Below are 19,493 nucleotides of genomic sequence, written 5' to 3'. Positions count from 1 at the left end.
CAATGAATAAACCGGCGGGAAGTATAACTTCCTGGAATGTTTATAGAAGGAAAATTGGCCTGTCCAGTCGCGCTACCGGGCGGAACGTGACCTTTGCGCAACATCAACGTCCAAATAGCGCCAGGACGTGAATTCCACGGGGTGCCGCTTGTAGTTTTTAAGCCACGGGTGCCGGATATCGGCCGAGACCGCATGGGTCAGCGGCACCCAGGGGTTGTAGGCGTGGATCAGCTGGTTCATTTCGAAATACAACTGCTGGCGCGCGGGGCCGTCAGTCAGCTGGCGCGCGGCTTCGTAGCGGGCGTTATAGGCCGGCAAATTAAAGCGCGCGTAGTTGGCGCGGCCCGCGTTCGGGCCGTAGAGCAGCTGGTAAAAATTGTCGCCGTCGGGGAAATCGGCGATCCAGTTACTTTCGAACATGGTCACCTTGCCCAGGCGCGAAGCCTTGATGATCTCGGTCTTCTTGTCCGACCGGAACACGACACGCAGGCCGATCGCGTTCAGCGACTTTCTCCACAGCTCGTCGCGCAGGCGCCCGCCGACGGTGGCCTCGCTGTGCATGGTGAGCGTGAGCGGCTTGCCGTCGGGCGCGCGCCGGAATCCCTCGCTGTCGCGCTTATCGTAGCCGTGGCGGTCCAGTAAAGCGTTCGCCAGCGCCGGGTCGTAGGGCACCGGGCTGCGGTAAGCGGGGTCGTAGCCGAGCACGTTCGGCGGCAGCGGCGACTCGGCCTTGATGGCAAAGCCGCGTTTCAGCAGGGCGATGTCTTCGGCACTGTTGTAGGCCAGCGCAATCGCGCGGCGCAGGGCGATCCGGTCCTTGCCATAACCGCCGAGCACCGGGTCGTTCATGTTCATCCACATGTAATAGGTCTGCAGCACCGGGAAGCGCGACAATTGCATGCCGCGCGCGCGCAGTTCCGGCTTCAGTTCGCCGTTCTCGATCACCATGTCGGTCATCGATTCCGGCACCTGCTCGAGGTAGTCGTACTCGCCGTTGAGGAAACCGAGCATGCGGCCCTGGAATTCCTCGGCAATCTTGACCTCGACCCGGTCCACGCGCGGCAAGCGTTTTCCTGCGAGGGCCGCGGCGATCGCCCGGTCTTGCGGGTCGGCGCCGGGCGTCGCGTCGAACACGGCCGTCGAATACGGATTGGCCAGCAGCACGATGCGGTCGCTTCGCTTCCACTCGCCGATCATGAAGGGACCGGTGCCGACCGGATGGTTGCCGGCCTGGCCCGGATAGGCCTCGATGACTTCGCGCGCCACCACGCTCGACGCCGGTGTCGCCATATAGAACAAGAAATTGTTGTCGGGTTCCTTCAGGCGGATGCGCACCGTGTACCGGTCCGGCGCGGCCAGTCCTTCAACGGGCGTGTCGACGCTGAACCTGGTTTTCAGGGCCTCGTCGCCGACGATCTTGCCGTCGAACATGTACGCCCAGGGCGACTTCAAGGTCGGGTCGTACAGCCGTTTCAGGCTGTAGACGACATCCTGCGCCGTCATTTCGCGCTTTTTCCCTTTAAAAGCCGGGTCCGGCGTGAAATGGATGCCGGGGCGGATGCGGAAGGTATACGTGCGGCCGTCGCTGCTCACTTCCGGCATGGCCAGCGCCGTGTTCGGCCGCAGTTTCACGGGACGCGCCAGGTAGTCGTAGCGCAGCAAGGGGTCGAACAGGTTTTCCAGCAGCGACAGGGTCGCAATGTCGGACGCCGCAGCCGGGTCGAGCCCGGTTTCGCTGGTGGACAGGAACATGCGCAGGGTTTTCACCGGCGCCGTCGCCGTCTGCGAGGCTGGGGCCTGGGCGGCGCACGGCAGCGCCAGCGCCAGGGCGCTCGAGGCGAACAACAGGGAAGAGAGCGCGGTGCGAAGTGTCATGGAGGCAGGTCATCGATAAGCTTGCGTATCATATGCGCGGCACGGAGGCAGGGCAAACGAAACGACATCCTGGCCTCATAACTTTTCAACATGGCGCGAATGCATTCTTTCATCCTTGCAGCTTGCTCTGCGCCTATACTCTTCGCTGCACAATCGTGCGCATGACCTGCCGTGGCCCTGCCCGGCGTTTGGACAGCATACAGAACGGCGAGCTCGCGGCCGCGGCCGCAGCGACGCCCGATCGGAATCACTCATGGCATTGAATTACATCTGGACCGGTTTTTTCCTCGTCGGCTTCGTCGCGGCGCTGGCGCAATGGCTGTTTCTCGGCGACGCGGAAATTTTTAAACGCGTGATCGACGGGACGTTTACGTCGGCCAAGATGGCGGTGATGGACATCGCCCTGCCGCTGGCCGGCGTGATGACCTTGTGGCTAGGCATCATGAACGTCGGCGAGAAGGCCGGCGCGATCAACCTGTTCGCCCGCATCATCGCGCCCTTCTTCTCGCGCATCTTCCCCGGGGTGCCGCGCAATCACCCGGCCAACGGCCACATGGTGATGAATTTTTCAGCCAACATCCTCGGCCTCGACAATGCGGCCACGCCCTTCGGCCTGAAGGCGATGGAAAGCCTGCAGACACTCAATCCGCGCAAGGACGAGGCCAGCGACGCCCAGATCATGTTCCTGGTGATCCAGACCTCGGGCCTGACCGTGATCCCGCTGGCGATCATGGCCCAGCGCGCGATCCTGGGTGCGGCCAATCCGGCCGATGTGTTTATTCCGACCCTGATCGCGACCTTCTGCTCGACCCTGACCGGCATCGTTGCCGTCAGCCTGCGCCAGCGCATCAACCTGTTCCACCCGGTCGTGTTCGGCTGGATCGGCGGCCTGACGGCCGTCATCGGCGCCCTCGTGTTCTACATCACGAATTACCTTAACAAGGCCGAGATCGAGCTGTTCTCGATCGTCGTCGCCAACCTGATCCTGTTCTCGATCATCGCCGCCTTCATGGTCGCCGCGCTGCATAAGCGGGTGAATGTGTTCGAAGCCTTCATCGAGGGCGCCAAGGGCGGCATCGAGACCTCGCTGAAGATCATCCCCTACCTGGTCGGCATGCTGGTCGCCATCAGCGTGGTGCGCAATTCCGGCATCCTGGGCATGATCGTCAGCGCCTTTGCCTGGGTCTTCACCCAGCTGGGCCTGCCGACCGACTTCGTCGGCGCCCTGCCGACTGCCCTGATGAAGCCGCTGTCGGGCAGCGGTTCGCGCGCCATGATGATCGATGCGATGACGACCTATGGCGTCGATTCCTTCGTCGGCCGCCTGGCCTCGATCCTGCAAGGCGCGGCCGATACCACCTTCTATATCGTGGCCCTGTACTTCGGCTCGGTCGGCATCCGCAAGACCCGTTACGCGATCGGCTATGGCCTGCTCGCCGACCTGGCCGGCGTCATCGCCGCCATCTTTGTCGCTTACCTCTTCTTCGCTTAGTCAAAATTGAACAGGATCCCCATGTTGCGCCCGTCTCATCCGCTTCGCCTGGCCCTCGTCGCCGCCCTTTGCGCCTGCCTGCCCGCCCGTGCCGAGTTGCCGGAACCGGTGCTGCGCGTCCTGGCCGAACAGGGCCTGCCGCCCACCGCGGTCGGTGCGCTGGTGCTGCGCGGCGACCAGGTCGTCCTGGCCCACGAGGCCTCGCGCCCACTGCAGCCGGCCTCGACGATGAAACTGGTGACCACCCTGGTCGGCCTCGAGCACCTCGGACCGGTGTTCCGCGGACGCACCGAGCTGCTGACGAACGGCGAACTGAAAAACGGCGTGCTCAAGGGTGACCTGGTGCTGCGCGGCGGCGCCGACGCCGATTTGTCGGGCGAGGTGTTGGAGGGCATGCTGCGCGCCCTGCACAATGCCGGTATCCGCCGCATCGAGGGCAACCTGGTACTCGACCGCGCGCTGTTCAATCCGGCGCGCACGGACGTGAACGTGCCGCCCTTCGACGAGTCGCCGGAGGCGTATTACAACGTCATTCCGGACGCGCTGCTGGTCAACAAGAACATGCTGCAGATCGACATGCGCTCGACCGACAAGCGGATCGCGCTCGACATGCAGCCGGCCCTGCTCGGGGTGACGATCCGCTCGAACATGACTTTGATCGACGCCGATTGCGCCAAGTGGGAAGACGGCTGGAAGCTGCCGGAAGCCGTGCGCGGCAAGGACGGCAAGCTGCAGGTGGTCCTGCACGGCACCTATCCGAAGAACTGCGCCAAGACCAACAGCATCAACGTGCTCGACCGCGACGACTACATCGACAGCTTGTTCCGCCTGAAATGGAAGCAGCTCGGCGGCAAACTGAGCGGCAAGACGGTCGAGGGCAGCACGCCGTTTGATGCGCGCCTGCTGGCCGAACACAAGTCGCGCGCGCTGCCGGAAATCGTGCGCGACACCAATAAACCGTCCGACAACGCGCTGGCGCGCACCGTGTTCCTGAGCCTGGGCGCGCTCGAAGCCGATCCGCTGCTCGGCAGCAAACCCCTGCCGGCGCTGGACGGCCAGACGACCACCATGCGCGCCGACGCCGCGGTGCGCAACTGGATGCGCGTGCGCGGCATCGACGACACGGGGCTCGTGATCGAAAACGGTTCCGGCCTGTCGCGCCTCGAACGCATCAGTCCGCTGCAAATGGGCGGCCTGCTGCGCGCCGGGCTGCGCAGCAACTGGGCGCCCGAATTCATGGCCAGCATGCCGATTGCCGCGATGGACGGCACCATGCGCCGCCGCCTGAACGGCAGCCCGGCCGCGGGCCGTGCCCGCCTCAAGACGGGGACGCTGCGCAATGTCGTCGCCGTCGCCGGTTACGTGCCGGATGCGAGCGGCGTGCAGCACGTGGTGGTTGCCATGGTCAATGACGACCTGGCCGGAGAAGGACGTGGGCGTGCCGTGGTGGACGCGCTGGTTGACTGGGTGGCGCGCCTGGGGGCGGTGCCGGCGCCAGGGGTGGGTGCAGCGGTGGCGGCGCCGGCGCCGTCGCCGGCGGTCCAGGCCGCTGTTCAACGCTGATTGCGGCGGCGGGCAGCGAGCCGCTGCTTCGGCGGCAGGCGTTAGCCAGGCAAGTGTGGTGGCGCCGGCGGCTTTTCCTTGCTTAGGCGCTCTTCGGCGCGATTGTTGGATGGCTGGTAGTGCGGCTGTGCTACGGCTGCAAAACGGTGGAGTCAGGACGCCACCCTACGGGGTTGCGGGCAGAAGCGCAGGTTGTCGAAGACACCGAGGAGCAGGGCGTCGCCGTCGTCGAAACCTGCCGCGGCACCGCGCAGGCTTGCCAGTTCGCGCGGCAAGGGCCATTGCTCCAGCGCGGTCGTGGCGGCGATGGCCGCATAGGCCAGCGCCAGCGGGTATTCGGCGTCGTTCTTGAGCCCCCCAGGCGCTGCGTAGGCAATGCGGTACAGCTCGTCCAGCACGGACGAGTCCAGGTAGCTGACGCCGTCGCGCAGGTCGATTTCGCAGGGCCAGTCCAGCGAATGGCCGTCGTAGGATGGTCCGCTGGCGACATACATATCGCTGCTTGCCCCCTTGTCCTCGCGGATCGGGTTGACGAGGCCGAACCAGAGTCCGTGGTGCCCCGCATGGAGCGCCCCTTCCCGCCTGGCAGCGCCCAGCCAGCGCGTCAATGGCGCCAGGTCCGCGTCGAAATCGACGAGGCGCAGGCAAGCCCAGTCGGGGTGCGGCAACTGCCGCTCGCATTCGTCGATGACCGCATGCATGCGCTGGCCGATCGTTCCCCTGGCGGCGATGGCGCCAAGCAGGCTTTTGTACAACAAATTGACATCATACGGCGGCATAGGGTTCCTTGAGTGATGGCGCGAGGACGCACCGGCTCCTGGCCAAGTGCGTCGCCTGCGCCTGCATCGATACGATGACAGGCCAGTCGGTCTTGAACTTTTCTTTCAAAAACTGCCGTAAATGAAAGAATATTTCATAGGCACGGTCAGCCGTCAGGGCTTGGCCATTTCGCTGGCGCGGGGTGCGGTGCCGACCGGGTCGAGCCAGGGTGCGCCGGCGACGTCGGGTTTGGCTTCGACCAGCGCCACCTGGGCGTTGGTGGTCTGGCGGATCGTGCGCACGATGTCGAGCATGGTCTTTTCGACGTATTTTTCGGGCGTGCCCATGACCATGCCGGTGGCGCGCCGCGGCCACGCGAGCCAGCCGCCCTCCTTCTTGCTGAAGGCGGCGTACATGTCGAGGTGGTAACCGCTCTTGTACGGGTACAGGCAGGCGACCAGCTGCATGTCCTGGCTGCCGCGCACGTCGGGCCTGGCGTTCGCGGTCCAGCTGGCGCCCTCGCAATTCGGGCCGCGCGCCGTGCCTGGGGCTTCCGTCAGCTTGAAGCGGCCGGGCTGGTCTTGCAGTTGCGTCGCGTCGATCGGCGGCGTAGTGAGCGTGGCGTTGCTGATGTTGTGGCTGATGCCATCGCTGGCGGCGCGCATCACGGCGGGCGCCGCTGCATCGGTCTTGATGTCGAACACGCGGACATATTCCACCGTCCGGTCCTGTGCGACGAACATGTCGCCGGCCGCCGTGCCGCAACCGGCCAGCGCCGAGCCCACGACAGCGGCCACCATAAAGCTTTTCATGACGCACCTCTCTTGTCCGTTGAAAGAATGGTTCTTGCGGGAGAGGAAGCGGGCTGAAGCGTCAAGCCCGGGCATCAACCTCTCGTCGGTATTGAGAGATTGTCCCGGTCGGAGAATGCACGAAGGCTGAGAAAACTCAAGTGTGCGCGCCGCAGCGGAAAAGGTCGGCCGCGGCGCAGGCCTCAAACGGCGAACTGCGGCGCTTGTTACAACACGCGCCGGAAGGTGGCGCGCACCCGTTCGCGGTCGCCGCAGTCGAAATGCCACCATTCGGTATTGATGCCGACAAAACCGGCGCCGAACATGGCCTCGCGCAGCAGGCGGCGGTTCGCCACCTGCCCCTCGTGCAGCCGGCCGGCGGCCAGGAAACCCTCTTCCAGCGCCGGGTGCGACAAATCGGTCATGTCGTCGAAACCGGTGCCCATGTCGAGCTCGGCACCCTGCGGGTCGAGGATGGTGAGATCGAGCGCCATGCCGTAGGAGTGGATCGAGCCGCGCGCCGGATTGGCGAGATACATCTGCAGGCCGGTGCCGTCCAGCGCATCCCAGAGCTGCTGCTGCACGCGCTGCGGGCGCAGGGCGTCGAGCACGAGGATCGTGTGGCCGGGCGCGCGCGCGGCCAGCCAGGCCACCGCCGTTTCCAGCGCGGCCGCCGCATCGCGGTGCAGCCAGGCGCAGTCGAAGGGCGAATACAGGTCGCGCCCGACAAAATTGTTGGGGCCGGCATAACGCAGGTCGACCTGGATGCCGGCGATCGAGGACAGGTGGCGAAACTCCGGGCTGGCGGCAATCTCTTCGCTGGCCACGCTCGGGAAGGGCGTGGCCTGGCTGCTTACGTCCATACTTACTGACATCCTTTTTCGAGAAGGGCGCGGGCGGTCGCGCCGATGCAATTGGCCAGTTCGCGGGCCCCGTGCGACAGCGGCGCGTGGCTGGCCGTCAGCAGGAACAGCTGCACCGGAATGGCCGGCTCCCACTGGCGGCGCTGGACCTTGCCGGCCGTGGCCGAGGCGGCCGTGAACGGGTCGAGCAGGGCCGTGCCGGCGCCCGCCTCCACCAGCGAGCGCGCGATCTGGTAGGTTTGCACCACGGTGTGGAACACGGGCGTGACGCCCTCCGCTTCGCAGGAAGCGAGCACCAGCTCGCCCAGCGGGTCGTTGTCGGCCAGGCCGATCAGTTCGCCCGTGAGGCCTTCGGGGCCGATCGGCTGCGCGCACTCGGCCTCGCTCCAGGTGCCATGGGGCGCCATCACGGTCAGCATGCCCTGGGCGATCGGCTCGGCGACGATGCCCGGATGGCGCGGGTCCTGCAGCGACAGGGCAAGGTCGGCCTCGCCCAGGCGCAGGGCGTTGACGATTTCGGTGGTGTGGTAGGTGGCCAGTTCACAGCGCGTCTGCGCAAAATCGTGGCGCCAAGCCGTCATCGCCTGCGGCAGCACGCTGATCGCCAGGGTCGGCGTCGACACCAGGCGCACGGTCTCGACCGCGCGCCCTTTCAGGCTGGCGGCGAGGCGGCGGATCCCCTGCAAATCGCGGTTGAGCTTTTCGGTCTCGGCGAACAGGCGGTGCGCTTCCGGTTTCGGATACAGCTTGCCGCGCACGCGCTCGAACAGCGGCATGCCCAGCTGCAGCTCGGCGTGCTGCAGCACTTTCGTCACCGCCGGCTGCGAGATGTGGAGAACCTGGGCGGCACCGCTGATGGTGCCGACCTGCATGATTGCGTGAAAAACTTCGATGTGGCGCAGGCGCATTGCTTCAATCCTTCAACGAGACACCCGCGCAAGGCGCGGATGGGCCGAAGGATACAGGGAAAAGGAAGTGGCGGCGATTGTCATTGTGGGCTCGCTGCAACCGGTACCGGTGGCGCCGGCGGCGCGGCCTGGGGTACCGCGGGTGCCTGCGGGGCTGCCGGGGTTGCCGGCAGCGGCGGCACGTCCGGCGTCGCCGGCACCGGTGGCACGGCTGGCGTCGCCGGCACCGGTGGCACGGCTGGCATCGCCGGCAGCGGCGGCACGGCCGGGGTTGCGGGCACGGGTGGCACGGATGGCGTCGCCGGCAGCGCTGGCGCGGCCGGGGTTGCCGGCACCGGCGGCACGGCCGGCTGGAGGTTCGGGTCGACCGGCACTGCCGATTCCGGCTGGACCGGACGGTAGATCGGGACCGGCGCCGCCGGCACGGCCGGCAGCGGCGCGTTGGCCGGCGTGGTCAGCACTTCCAGCAGGGACGCGGTTTCCGCGTCCGGTTCGCCGGCAATGTTCGATGGCCGGTATTTCATCTGGAAGGCGGAAATGACGGTACGGGTCGGCTGGTCGAAGACGCCGGTCTGCGCCAATGCAAAACCATGGCTCGCCAGTTTCTTCTGGAACCAGAAGGCATCCGGCGCCTGGATATTGAACACCTGGCGCACCGCGGCCACGCGGTTCGGGTCCGGCCACACCACCAGGCCGGCCTGCGCCAGCTGGTACCAGGGGAAGGCCGGGCCCGGGTCCTGCTTGCGCAGCGGGGCGATGTCGCTGTGGCCGAGCACGTTTTCGGGCGCGATCTTGTGGCGCTCGACGATGCCCTTGATCAGCGGGATCAGGGCATTGATCTGCGACTGCGGGAAGGACGGGTAGACGCGCCCGGCCGGGGTGTCCTTCCACCCCGCGTTCACGATCTCGATGCCGATCGAGCTGTTGTTGAGCTGGGTATACCCCTTCCAGCTCGAGTTGCCGGCGTGGTAGGCGGTGCGGTTTTCGTCGACCAGGCCGTAGATGACGGGTTGCGGATCGTCGGTCACCAGGTAATGGGAGCTGACCTGCTGCTGGGTCAGGATCTTGATCGAGGTCGGCTTGTCGGCCACGGTGTAGTGCAGCACCAGGAAGCGCACGCGGCTGGACTGGCCGACGGCGTTATACGTCTTGTCGATGTTGTCCAACGGTCCGGTAGCGCAACCGGCCAGCAGGGCGGTCAGGAGGGTAGCTGCAATTTTTTTCATCAAGCGTCCATCAATCATAAAAATTCAGTTCGAAGCACAATCGCGCGCTGCCAGGCGCGCGGCGGCGTGGTGGGCGCGCGTTGCGGTCTGCGTCACCCGGGTCCCGGGCGCCAGGGCGGCGCGCATGGCGGCGGCGATCGACGGGTGCAACTCGGCGGCGCGGCCCGACAGCACCACCGGACGCGGCCCGAAGCGCCGGATCAGCGCCTGCGCCAGTCGCGCCAGTTCGCGGCCCGCTTCCTGCAGGATCGCGGCCGCCGCCGGGTCTTGTTCGCCCGTCGCGGCCACGGCCAGCGCCAGCTTGCCGACCTCGCCGCGCTCCTGGCCGTAGATGAACTGGCGAGAATAAGCCCAGTCCGATCCGCCGACGTGCTCGAAGACGGCGCGCGCCATCGGCGAATCTTCCCAGCAGCCGGGCTGCTCGTCTTCGTTGCGCCAGATGTGGCGCAGGGCTTCGCGGGCGATCCAGAAGCCGCCGCCGCCGTCGTCGAGCACGACGCCGCGCCCGCCGGCGCGGTGGAATTGCCCGTCGGCGTCGATAAACGCGCCGATCGATCCGGTACCAGCATAGACCAGGTAGCCTTCGCCTGGCGCGAAGCTGGCGCGGTAGGCGATGTCGATGTCGTTGCACATCGCCACCGCCTCCGGCGCGATGCCGAGCAGGTCCGCCAGCCAGCGCTGGAGTTGACCGCCCTCTCCGCCGAAACCGGTGAGGCCGGCGCGCACGCGGCCCGGCCGGGCGACGGCCAGCACGGCGCGCGCCAGCTCCGCAAAGGTGGCGTGGACGCTGGCGCGGCCGTCCGGCTTGCCCATCTGCAGGGCAGACAGGCCGGCGACCGTGCCTTCGGCCAGCAGCGCGCCATCGCGCGCCGCCAGCGCCCAGCGGGTCTGGGTGCCGCCGGCGTCGATGCCGAGGCCGATGCCGGCGTCAGCTTGTGGATTCAACATGGCTTTTTCTTATGTCCTGGCTGGGCGAACGATCGTCCGCCCATTGAACGCGTGGACGGCATAGCCGTCCACCCTACGTACACATTTACGCCTTGCCCCATACCAGCACGCGGTCGCTCTCGACGCCGAGGCGGTCGACCGCACCGACGAACACGGCATCGGCCGCGCCGAGGCGGGCGTCGTCTTCCAGCGTCCACGTCACCTGCGAGGCCGGCACCACCTTGAAGCGCCATTCCTGGCCGTGGCGCGCCCAGACCGTGTACAGCGCGTTCGCCTTGCCGGCGGTCAGTTTCAGCTCGACACCTTTAACCGTGCGCAGGGCTTTCACGCGCGGGATGCCCGGCTTGACGTTGCCGAGCCAGGGCGTGGCCGGCACCAGGGCGGGCGTCGCATAGGTGCTTGTCCTGAGCTGGTCGCTGATGCCCTTGCGGTTCTGCATCAGGGCCGCCATGCTGAAGTGGACGTGGCCGGCGGCCTGCGGACGGGCGCGGGTGGCCTCGATCTGGTCGACGATTTCCTGCGGCTGGTAGTCCTTGCTCGGCGCGCCGATGCGGCTGGTGAACAGGCCCGGCCACATATGGCGGCCCATCGTGTTCTGGCCGATCCAGTAGTCGAGCAGCACATCGAAGGCCTGCGCCGTCTGCGCGCGCGGCCAGTACAGCTGCGGCGTGAAATAGTCGAGCCAGCCCTTTTGCAGCCACAGCTCGGCGTCCGCGTACAGCTTGTCGTATTGCGAGAAGCCGGCAATGCCGGGCGGGCGGCGGTCCGGACGGCCCAGGCCGAACGGGCTGATGCCGAAGCGCACCCAGCTCTTTTCGCGGTGGATGCCGGTGTACATCCGTTCGATCAGCTCGTTGACGTTCTGGCGGCGCCAGGAAGCGCGGTCGAGCTTGCCGCCACGGGCGAGGTAGCGCTCCCAGGCCGGCGTGTCCGGGAAGTCGAGCTCGGCCTTCGCAGCCGGCTTGCCGTCCAGCGCGGCCTCGTTGCCGGCCACGGCCGGGGTGGCCTCGATCGGGTAAGGATAGAAATAATCGTCGATATGGACGCCGTCGATGTCATAGCGGCGCACCACGTCGAGCACGACGTCGAGGGTCTGCTTCGATGCCGATTCCTCGCCCGGGTCCATCCACATGAACTTGCCATAGCGTTTTACGGCCGACGGATTGGAACGGGTGATGTGGTTCGGCGCGGCCGGCGAACGAGCGTTGTCGTGGCGCGCGCGGTAGGGGTTGAACCAGGCGTGCAGCTCGAGGCCGCGCGCATGCGCTTCGGTGACCCAGAATTTCAGCGGGTCGTAGAAGGGCTGCGGCGGCTGGCCCTGGGCGCCGGTCAGGTATTCGGTCCACGGCTCGATCTTCGAGGGATAGATGGCGTCGGCCGACGGACGCACCTGCAGCACGATCGCGTTCAGGTTCATGGCTTTGGCGCGGTCGAGGATGGCGATCGCCTCGGCCTGCTGCTGGGCGGCCGTCAGGTTCTGCTTGGTCGGCCAGTCGATGTTGGCGACCGTCGAGACCCAGGCGGCGCGGAATTCGCGCGGGGCCGCCGGCGGCAGGCTGCCGCCGGCGACGATGGTGCCGGCCGCGGTGGCGGCGCCCTTGTTCGGGGTTGCACAGCTGGCCAGCAGGCCACTCATTGCCAGCATGCCGGCCAACGCGAATGCGCGTTTTTTCAAATCAGGTTGCACTACCGCTCCCTCTTCATTAATCACGATTAAACTTTTACAAATATTTTTTTACGCCACATGCCCCACGCAATCGCGAACATGCACGCATTAAACAGCAGCGCATACAGCACCGAGGTATTCACGGCGCCGATCGGCAGGTCGCGGATCGGCGCATATAAGGTGCGGCCGAGCGACACCGTGCCGCCATCGGGCTGCGCCAACTTAATAGAACCAAACATCTTCGCCACCAGGCCCGAGAATGCGAAGATGAACAGCGCATTCATGCCGTAGATCTGGAACGGACGCGTCCAGCGCGCCGCCGCCTCGCGCAGGTCCCGGTAGGGGTTCACGTCGAGCAGCCAGAAGAAGGCGGAGAATACCAGCAATGCCCAGCCCGTCATCAGGAGACAATAGGAAGGCGTCCACAGGCTTTTGTTGATCGGCATGAGGACGGCGTCGCAGATCACGCCGAGCCAGACGAACAGCAGGCCGGCCAGCAGCAGCCAGACGGTCTGTTCCATTCGGCTCAGGCTGCTCAGCAGGAAGCGCCCGGCCAGCACGCCCAGCAGCTGGCTGCACAGGGCGGGCAGCGTCGACACCAGGCCTTCCGGGTCCCAGGTCTTCGATTGCACCCACATGTGGCCGTCCAGCACCATGCGGTCGACATACGCGCCGAAATCCTTGCCGGGCTCGAGCACGCCGGCGCCGATCCCCGGCACCGGATAGAACAGCATCAGGGCGCTGTACAGCGCCAGCAAGCCGAAGATGATGGCCGCCTGCAGGCGCCAGCCGCAATACACGACGATCGGCGCCGCCAGCAGGGTGCACAGGGCAATGCGCTGCAGCACGCCGGGGATGCGCACGGTACCGAAATTAAAATGCGGGATCAGGTTCAGCAGGAAGCCGATCAGGAAGATCAGCATGGCGCGCTTGGCCAGCTTGGTCAGCAGGCGTGGTTTATTGGCGCCGGCAGCGGCCAGGCGGCCCAGCGACAGCGCCATCGAGACGCCGCCGATAAACAGGAAGAAGGGGAAGATGGTGTCCGTAAAGGTCCAGCCGTGCCACTTGGCGTGGGCCAGTTGCGAATACAGGTTCGACCAGTCGCCGGGATTGTTGACCAGCACCATGGCGGCAATGGTGAAGCCGCGGAAGGCGTCGAGCGAATTGAGGCGGGCGGGGGTGTCGCGCAGGGCGGCGGGAGTGTCCAATGTCGTGTATGTATGCAGTGGCCTGGCATGCAGGCGTGTGTTGAACGCGTGGAGTAAGTCAGGCTGGGGCCTGACTTACGAGCCGTCCACGTTAAAGCCGCTATTTCTTCCCGAATTCGGGATCGATCTTCACCAGCGCGGCCATGATGAAGGCCGGGATCGTCGCGATACAGACCCAGATGAAGAAGTTTTTATAACCCAGGTATTCCTGCAAATCGCCGCTCCACATGCCCGGCACCATCATGCCGAGCGCCATCAGGCCGGTGCAGATCGCGTAATGCGCCGTCTTGTGCTCGCCGTCGGAGACCATGATCATGTACAGCAGCAAGGCCGTGAAGCCGAAGCCGTAGCCGAACTGCTCCACGGCGAGCGACGCGCAGATCAGGTAGAAGCTCTGCGGCTGTGCTTGCGACAGGTAGACGAACACCAGGTCAGGCAAGTGCACCGCGAACACCATCAGCCACAGGCAGCGCTTGAGGCCGAGACGAGAAATCAGGAAGCCGCCGGCCAGTCCGCCCAGGGTCAGGAAGATGATGCCGATGGTGCCGTAGGCAACGCCGTACTGCGCCGTCGTCAAGCCGAGGCCGCCTTCGCTGACCGGGTCCTTGAGGAAGGGTGCCACCAGTTTCAGCAACTGGGCCTCGCCCAGGCGGAAGGTCAAGATAAAACCGAGGATCAGCCAGATGTCGCGCTTGCGGAAGAAGGCGCCGAAGGTGCCGAAGAATTCGCGCAGCGGGTTCGAACCCGGCGCCACGGCGCGGTCGCTTTCCGGTCGCGGCAGCACCATCTGGTGCCAGGCAAAGGCGGCGGCGAACACGCCGGCCAGCACGAAGAAGACGATCGACCAGGCCTGGTGCGCGTCGCCCAGCGAGACCGCCAGGTAACCGGCCAGCACCACCAGCGGCCCCTGCCCGGCCAGCGTCGCCAGTCGATAAAACGTGCTGCGCACGCCGACGAAGGCCGCCTGGTCCTTCTGGCGCAGGCCGAGCATATAAAAGCCGTCGGCCGAAATGTCGTGCGTGGCCGAACTGAAGGCCATCAGCCACATGACGGCCAGGCTGACCGAGAAGAAGGCCGGCAAATGCAGCACCGTCCCCACCGCGACCAGCGAGGCGGCCACGGCCAGCTGCAGCGCCACCGTCCAGCCGCGCTTGGTGCCGAACATGTCGACCACGGGCGACCACAGCGGCTTGATCACCCAGGGCAGGTACAGCAGGCTCGTATAGAAGGCGATGTCGGAGTTCGACACCCCGAGGTCCTTGTACATGATGACCGACAGGCTCATCGCGACAACGTAGGGGATGGCCTGGGCAAAATAGAGCGACGGCACCCACAGCCACGGACTGTTCGCTTGCTTGGTTTGCACAACTGCTTGCTTGGTATGCATAAGGCTTTTCGTGATCGGCATCGGGTTGGCCAGCGGCGCGGCGGCACAAGCCGCGCCGGTCGATCTGGCCTGGGGGGCTTACTCGGCGAGCGCCTGGCGCACGCTGCCGTGCGCCTGTTCGAGCAGGGCCCGGGCCTGCTCGACACTGGTTTGTTTGGACAAGGCCACGATCGCGGTCTTGACGTGGAAATCGCACTGTTCCAGCACGCTTCTCGCCGCGGCCTCGTCGGCGCCGGTGGCGAACGAGGTCAAACGGATGGCGCGCAGTACCAGCTTGGCGTTGGTCGCCTTCAAGTCTACCATCAGGTTGCCATAAACCTTGTTCAAACGCACCATCAAGGCGCTCGAGAACGTGTTCAAGGCAATCTTCTGCGAGGTGCCCGCTTTCAGGCGGGTGCTGCCGGAAATGACTTCCGCGCCGGTGTCGAGGGTGATGCCGATTTCGGCCTCGTTGGCGACCGGCGCATCCGGGTTGTTGGCAAAGCCAATCGTCAGCGCGCCGGCTGCGCGCGCGGCGCGCAGGGCGCCCAGCACATAAGGCGTGCCGCCGGAAGCGGCGATCAGGAGCACGACGTCGTTCGGGCTCACGTCGATGGCGCGCAGGTCGGCCGCGCCCTGCGCGAGGTCGTCCTCGGCGCCTTCGACGGCGACGAACATGGCGTCGCTGCCGCCGGCCAGCAGGGCCACGGCGCGCCCGTGCGGCCAGGAGAAGGTCGGGTACAGTTCCACGCTGTCGAGCAGGCCCAGACGGCCCGAGGTGCCGGCGCCGACATACACCAGGCGTCCACCGGCCTCGATCCGCGGCAGGGCGGCCGCCACGGCGGCGGCCAGGCGCGGCGCGGCGGCGCGCACCGCGTTGACGGCGTTGAGCTGGTCGTCCACCAGCACGTTCACCAGTTCCGCGGTCGGATACTGGTCGAGCAGGGCGTGGTCCTGGGCTGGAGTTTCGGTGTTGAGCATGGTCGCGGCGCTTCAGTCGGAATTATCAATAGAACCAGTGTAATACCAATCCTGCAGGCTTTCCCATGAAAGGAAGGTCTGTCGTTATGCCGAAAGGTTATGCATGCCGGGCGTTCACGTAGGGGTTCTGCGCAGTTCGGCCACGAAATCATAATAATCGCTGCGGCAATACGAGTGGGTCAGCTCGACCGCCACACCGGACTCGAGATAGCCGACGCGGGTAATGAATAGTACCGCCTGCCCTTCCGGCACGCCCAGGCGCGCGGCCAGTTCGGCCGCTGCGTTCATCGCGCGGATGTGCTGCAGGGCGCGCACCGGCATCTGGCCGCTGCTGTCGAGGTGGGCGTACAGCGAGTTCGCCACCTCCTGCGGCTGCGGCAGCACCGAGGCCGGAATCACGCTGGTCTCATACGCCATCACGACCTCGTCGGCCAGGCGCAGGCGCTCCAGGCGCGCCACCCGCGCGCCGGGCGACAGGCCCAGCGCCAGCTGCTCGTCGGCATCGGCGGCCACGATCTCGCGCCGCAGCCAGCGCGAATTCGGCGTGTACCCGCGCTGCTGCAGCTGTTCCGAAAAGCTCGACAGGTTCGACAGGGGCTGCTCGATGCGCGGCGCGATGTAGTTGCCCGAGCCGCGCCGGCGCACCACCAGACCCTGCTCGACCAGCTGGTCGATCGCCTTGCGCGCCGTCACGCGCGACACGTCGAGCTGCTCGGACAGCGTGCGCTCGGACGGCAGCGCCTGGTCGGCCTGGTAGCGGCCCTCGCGCACGTCCTGGGTGAGTTTGCGCGCCAGCTGCATGTACAGCGGCGAATTGTCGTTTTCGTCGATCTTGAAGTCGGTAATCGGATGGCTCATGTTCTTGAAGGATGTGCTGGCGCCGCCAGTGTAAGGCAGCATGGCGCGGGCGGCCGCAAAATTGTTCCGATATTATCCGGGCTCGATAACAAATGCTTATGCGCCGCGCACGGCATTTCATTGGCGAGCCGGCGGGCCCCTCCGTAAGCTCATCAAGCGGACAACACAAAGGACTGGCATGAACGAAAACAGGCGCACGCTGCTCGGACTGGCCCTGCTGGGCGCGGTCGACCCTTTATTTGCGGCAGCCCCTGGCTCGGGTGCCGGGCCGGCCGGCAACCGTCAACTCGATGCGGCGCTGGCCGCCATTGCCGGCGATCCCGCCTGCGAACTGGCCAGCCTGTCGGTGCTGGCGATCCGTGCCGGCAAAGTCGCCTACGAGGGCCAGTTCGGCCGGCGCTGGATCGGCAACGGCGCCGCCCCCGACCTGCCGGCGAACCGCGACACCCTGTACCGGATCGCCTCGATTTCCAAGCTGATGACCACGCTCGGCCTGATGCGCCTGGTCGAAAGCGGCAAGCTCGCGCTCGACGCCGACGTCTCCGGCTACCTCGGCTTCAAGCTGCGCAACCCGCACTTCCCGCAACGCGCGATCACCCTGCGCCACCTGCTCACGCATACCTCCTCGCTGCGCGACGAGGCCGGCTATTCCTTCCCGGGCGGCACCGCCCTGCGCGACTTCCTCGTGCCCGGCAACCGCCTGTATGGCAGCGGCCAGATGTGGGCCGCGCAGGCCGGCCCGGGCGACTATTTTACGTACTGCAACCTCGGCTGGGGCCTGATCGGCACCCTGATGGAGCGGGTCACGGGCGAGCGCTTCGACCGCCTGATGGGCCGCCTGCTGTTGCAGCCGCTCGGGCTCGGCGCCGGCTATCACGTCGCCGAATTGCCGCCGGCGAGCCTGGCCAACCTGGCAAGCTTGTATCGCAAGCGCACGACGGACACCGAGCTCTGGGATGCGAACGGGCCGTGGATCGCCCAGGTCGACGACGTGCGCACGCGCCCGCCTGCGGCGCCGGCCGGCATCGAGCGTTACGTGATCGGCGACAACGCCACGCCGTTCAGCCCGACCGGCGGCCTGCGCATCTCGGCGCGCGACATGGGCGTGGTCATGCTGATGCTGATGAACGGCGGCGTGCACGCGGGCCGGCGCATCCTGGCAAGCGACACCCTCGAGCGCATGTTCGCGCGCCAGTGGACCGCCGACGGCAAGGGCGGCAACGGCGACACCCTGGACGGCTTCTTCAACTGCTGGGGCCTGGGCAATGCCCAATTCCCCGACCAGCCGGGCCTGCGCCTGGTCGAAGGCGGTTTCGATGCCGTCGGCCACCTGGGCGACGCCTATGGCTTGCGCTCGGTGTTCGCCTTTGACCGCAAACGGCAGAATGGAATGATCGTGCTGGTCGGCGGGACTTCGAGCGACCCTTCCATCCACAAGGGGCGGTATTCGGCGCTTGCCCGTTTCGAGGAAGCGATTTTGAGCAGCATGTTTCAACATGCCATCGGTGGCCCGGGACGGTAACACCCGCGAACATGCGCATGACTGCCGGTTATGGCGTGGCCTGTCACTTTCATTGGCACTGCGGGCCTGCCAGCCCTAAGCTGTTTTCCTTAGTCAGCAAACAAGAATAAAACATGCAGCAAGGGATGCAGCACAAGGTGCAACGACAGGGGCAGCACATCAGCGTGATCGGCGGCGGTGTCGTCGGGCTGACCTCGGCCTGGTGGCTGCTCGAAGCCGGCTTCCATGTCACCCTGGTCGAGCGTGCGGCCGATGTCGCCAGCGGCGCCAGCTACGGCAACGGCGGCCAGCTGAGCTACCGCTACGTCTCGCCGCTGGCCGATGCCGGCGTGCCGCTCAAGGCGATCAGCTGGCTGTTCCAGGAACACGGCCCGCTGCGCTTCAAACCCGAACTCGACCTGCGCCAGTGGACCTGGCTCGCCAGTTTCCTCGGCCAATGCACCTCCGCGGCGAATCGCCGCACCACGGCGAAATTGCTGCAACTGGGCGAACTGTCGCGCGCCGGCATGGCCGAACTGGGTCCGATCGTCGCACCCGGCGATTTCGCCTGGCGCGACGCCGGCAAGCTGGTGGTCTACCGCTCCTCGAAAATCTTCGAGCAGGCGGCCGGCAAGGCCACCGCCGGCGAAATCTGGAGCGGCGCCGAATGCGCCGCGCGCGAGCCCGCGCTGGCCGCCGCGCGCCACCTGCTCGCCGGCGGCATTTATAACCGCGGCGAGGCGGTGGCCGATTGCCACGCCTTCTGCGTCGCGCTGGCCGAGCGCGTGCGCGCCCATCCGCGTTTTGAGGGTTTTGTCCAGGCCGACGTGCGGCGCATGGTCGCCGCGGGCGGCAAGGTCACGGGACTGGAAACGAGCGCGGGCCTGCTCGGCGCCGACGCCTTCGTGCTGGCCGCCGGCATCCAGAGCCGCAACCTGGCCGCCCAAGTGGGCGTCGCGCTGCCGCTATACCCTTTAAAGGGCTACAGCCTGACGGCGCCGATCCGCGCCGGCGATACCGCCCCCGAGATCAGCGTCACCGACTTCGAGAGAAAAGTGCTGTACGCGCGCATCGGCGACAAGCTGCGCGTGGCGGCGATGGTCGACATGGTCGGCGAAGACCTGAGCCTGAATCCGAAACGCGTGAACAGCCTGACGCGCCAGGTGCAGGAAACCATGCCGCACGCGGCCGACTACGGGCAGATCGAAGCCTGGGCCGGCCTGCGTCCGGCAACCCCGAACAGCGCGCCAATCATCGGCGCCACGCCGCTGCCGAACCTGTGGCTGAACGTCGGCCACGGTCCGCTCGGCTTTACCTTTGCCGCCGGCACCGCGCGCCTGCTGACCGACCTGATCCAGGGCAAGGCGCCGCCCTTTGCGCTGGACATGCTGGCGCTGCGGCGCTGAGCGCCCGGCGCCTCCGGGCCGGGGCGCCCTGCGCTGCTACACTGGCGGATGTGTCAGCATAAAAAGGACGCGCCACCGCGAC

Annotated in this window: 16 protein-coding genes; 4 read left to right on the top strand and 12 right to left on the bottom strand. The window is 66.4% G+C overall.

Features of this window, described 5'->3' with window-relative positions; all coding sequences use genetic code 11:
* Positions 1-72: 72 nt before the first annotated feature.
* Positions 73-1,875, bottom strand: coding sequence for an ABC transporter substrate-binding protein (locus ACFPAH_RS08260; protein WP_379743461.1), 1,803 nt, complete (start codon positions 1,873-1,875; stop codon positions 73-75).
* A 253-nt stretch (positions 1,876-2,128) separates the two neighbouring features.
* On the opposite strand from ACFPAH_RS08260, the gene ACFPAH_RS08255 reads away from it, so the two are divergent.
* Positions 2,129-3,367: a nucleoside recognition domain-containing protein gene (locus ACFPAH_RS08255; RefSeq protein WP_379743458.1), complete on the top strand. Its 1,239-nt coding sequence runs from the start codon at positions 2,129-2,131 to the stop codon at positions 3,365-3,367.
* Between the two features lie 21 nt (positions 3,368-3,388).
* Positions 3,389-4,930, top strand: coding sequence for a D-alanyl-D-alanine carboxypeptidase/D-alanyl-D-alanine-endopeptidase (dacB, locus tag ACFPAH_RS08250; protein ID WP_379743455.1), 1,542 nt, complete (start codon positions 3,389-3,391; stop codon positions 4,928-4,930).
* Between the two features lie 152 nt (positions 4,931-5,082).
* Here the strand turns inward: dacB and ACFPAH_RS08245 are convergent, their stop codons facing one another.
* From ACFPAH_RS08245 to ACFPAH_RS08195, 11 genes are all read right to left on the bottom strand, one after another.
* Positions 5,083-5,709, bottom strand: coding sequence for a hypothetical protein (locus tag ACFPAH_RS08245; RefSeq protein ID WP_379743452.1), 627 nt, complete (start codon positions 5,707-5,709; stop codon positions 5,083-5,085).
* 153 nt (positions 5,710-5,862) lie between these two features.
* The gene (locus ACFPAH_RS08240) at positions 5,863-6,501 is read right to left on the bottom strand and encodes a hypothetical protein (protein WP_379743449.1); all 639 of its coding nucleotides are present in this window, start codon (positions 6,499-6,501) and stop codon (positions 5,863-5,865) included.
* A gap of 206 nt (positions 6,502-6,707) precedes the next feature.
* Complete coding sequence (locus ACFPAH_RS08235) at positions 6,708-7,343, bottom strand: M15 family metallopeptidase (RefSeq protein ID WP_379743446.1); 636 nt, start codon at positions 7,341-7,343, stop codon at positions 6,708-6,710.
* Between the two features lie 2 nt (positions 7,344-7,345).
* Positions 7,346-8,251, bottom strand: a complete 906-nt coding sequence (locus ACFPAH_RS08230; RefSeq protein ID WP_379743443.1) for a LysR family transcriptional regulator — start codon at positions 8,249-8,251, stop codon at positions 7,346-7,348.
* Positions 8,252-8,331: 80 nt separating this feature from the next.
* Positions 8,332-9,477, bottom strand: a complete 1,146-nt coding sequence (locus tag ACFPAH_RS08225) for an N-acetylmuramoyl-L-alanine amidase (RefSeq protein WP_379743440.1) — start codon at positions 9,475-9,477, stop codon at positions 8,332-8,334.
* A 24-nt stretch (positions 9,478-9,501) separates the two neighbouring features.
* Entirely contained in the window at positions 9,502-10,425 is a 924-nt protein-coding gene (locus tag ACFPAH_RS08220; RefSeq protein ID WP_379743437.1) for an N-acetylglucosamine kinase, read from the bottom strand.
* Positions 10,426-10,510: 85 nt separating this feature from the next.
* The gene (locus ACFPAH_RS08215) at positions 10,511-12,112 is read right to left on the bottom strand and encodes a glycoside hydrolase family 10 protein (protein WP_379743434.1); all 1,602 of its coding nucleotides are present in this window, start codon (positions 12,110-12,112) and stop codon (positions 10,511-10,513) included.
* Positions 12,113-12,138: 26 nt separating this feature from the next.
* Positions 12,139-13,299, bottom strand: a complete 1,161-nt coding sequence (locus ACFPAH_RS08210) for an acyltransferase family protein (RefSeq protein WP_379743431.1) — start codon at positions 13,297-13,299, stop codon at positions 12,139-12,141.
* Between the two features lie 100 nt (positions 13,300-13,399).
* Entirely contained in the window at positions 13,400-14,665 is a 1,266-nt protein-coding gene (locus ACFPAH_RS08205; protein ID WP_379743963.1) for an MFS transporter, read from the bottom strand.
* Positions 14,666-14,764: 99 nt separating this feature from the next.
* Positions 14,765-15,646 (bottom strand): N-acetylmuramic acid 6-phosphate etherase, encoded by an 882-nt coding sequence (gene murQ / locus ACFPAH_RS08200; RefSeq protein WP_379743428.1) that lies wholly within the window; start codon positions 15,644-15,646, stop codon positions 14,765-14,767.
* A gap of 114 nt (positions 15,647-15,760) precedes the next feature.
* Positions 15,761-16,504, bottom strand: a complete 744-nt coding sequence (locus ACFPAH_RS08195; RefSeq protein WP_379743961.1) for a GntR family transcriptional regulator — start codon at positions 16,502-16,504, stop codon at positions 15,761-15,763.
* Positions 16,505-16,682: 178 nt separating this feature from the next.
* On the opposite strand from ACFPAH_RS08195, the gene ACFPAH_RS08190 reads away from it, so the two are divergent.
* Together ACFPAH_RS08190 and ACFPAH_RS08185 are read left to right on the top strand one after the other, a co-directional pair.
* Entirely contained in the window at positions 16,683-18,026 is a 1,344-nt protein-coding gene (locus ACFPAH_RS08190; RefSeq protein WP_379743424.1) for a serine hydrolase domain-containing protein, read from the top strand.
* A 113-nt stretch (positions 18,027-18,139) separates the two neighbouring features.
* A complete protein-coding gene (locus tag ACFPAH_RS08185) occupies positions 18,140-19,411 on the top strand; it encodes a D-amino acid dehydrogenase (protein WP_379743421.1) in 1,272 nt (423 codons plus the stop codon).
* The last annotated feature ends 82 nt before the right edge of the window (positions 19,412-19,493 follow it).

It is taken from the genome of Massilia sp. GCM10023247, assembly GCF_042653325.1.
GTDB lineage: Bacteria > Pseudomonadota > Gammaproteobacteria > Burkholderiales > Burkholderiaceae_D > Telluria.
Note: the sequence above shows the minus strand (reverse complement) of the source record. Positions and strands in the feature narration are given on the sequence as shown.

What these genes read in the sequence shown, in the direction of transcription:
- ACFPAH_RS08260 (WP_379743461.1), bottom strand. Translation starts at nt 1,875, where the DNA reads ATGACACTTCGCACCGCGCTCTCTTCCCTGTTGTTCGCCTCGAGCGCC.
- ACFPAH_RS08255 (WP_379743458.1), top strand. Translation starts at nt 2,129, where the DNA reads ATGGCATTGAATTACATCTGGACCGGTTTTTTCCTCGTCGGCTTCGTC.
- dacB (WP_379743455.1), top strand. Translation starts at nt 3,389, where the DNA reads ATGTTGCGCCCGTCTCATCCGCTTCGCCTGGCCCTCGTCGCCGCCCTT.
- ACFPAH_RS08245 (WP_379743452.1), bottom strand. Translation starts at nt 5,709, where the DNA reads ATGCCGCCGTATGATGTCAATTTGTTGTACAAAAGCCTGCTTGGCGCC.
- ACFPAH_RS08240 (WP_379743449.1), bottom strand. Translation starts at nt 6,501, where the DNA reads ATGAAAAGCTTTATGGTGGCCGCTGTCGTGGGCTCGGCGCTGGCCGGT.
- ACFPAH_RS08235 (WP_379743446.1), bottom strand. Translation starts at nt 7,343, where the DNA reads ATGGACGTAAGCAGCCAGGCCACGCCCTTCCCGAGCGTGGCCAGCGAA.
- ACFPAH_RS08230 (WP_379743443.1), bottom strand. Translation starts at nt 8,251, where the DNA reads ATGCGCCTGCGCCACATCGAAGTTTTTCACGCAATCATGCAGGTCGGC.
- ACFPAH_RS08225 (WP_379743440.1), bottom strand. Translation starts at nt 9,477, where the DNA reads ATGAAAAAAATTGCAGCTACCCTCCTGACCGCCCTGCTGGCCGGTTGC.
- ACFPAH_RS08220 (WP_379743437.1), bottom strand. Translation starts at nt 10,425, where the DNA reads ATGTTGAATCCACAAGCTGACGCCGGCATCGGCCTCGGCATCGACGCC.
- murQ (WP_379743428.1), bottom strand. Translation starts at nt 15,646, where the DNA reads ATGCTCAACACCGAAACTCCAGCCCAGGACCACGCCCTGCTCGACCAG.
- ACFPAH_RS08195 (WP_379743961.1), bottom strand. Translation starts at nt 16,504, where the DNA reads ATGAGCCATCCGATTACCGACTTCAAGATCGACGAAAACGACAATTCG.
- ACFPAH_RS08190 (WP_379743424.1), top strand. Translation starts at nt 16,683, where the DNA reads ATGAACGAAAACAGGCGCACGCTGCTCGGACTGGCCCTGCTGGGCGCG.
- ACFPAH_RS08185 (WP_379743421.1), top strand. Translation starts at nt 18,140, where the DNA reads ATGCAGCAAGGGATGCAGCACAAGGTGCAACGACAGGGGCAGCACATC.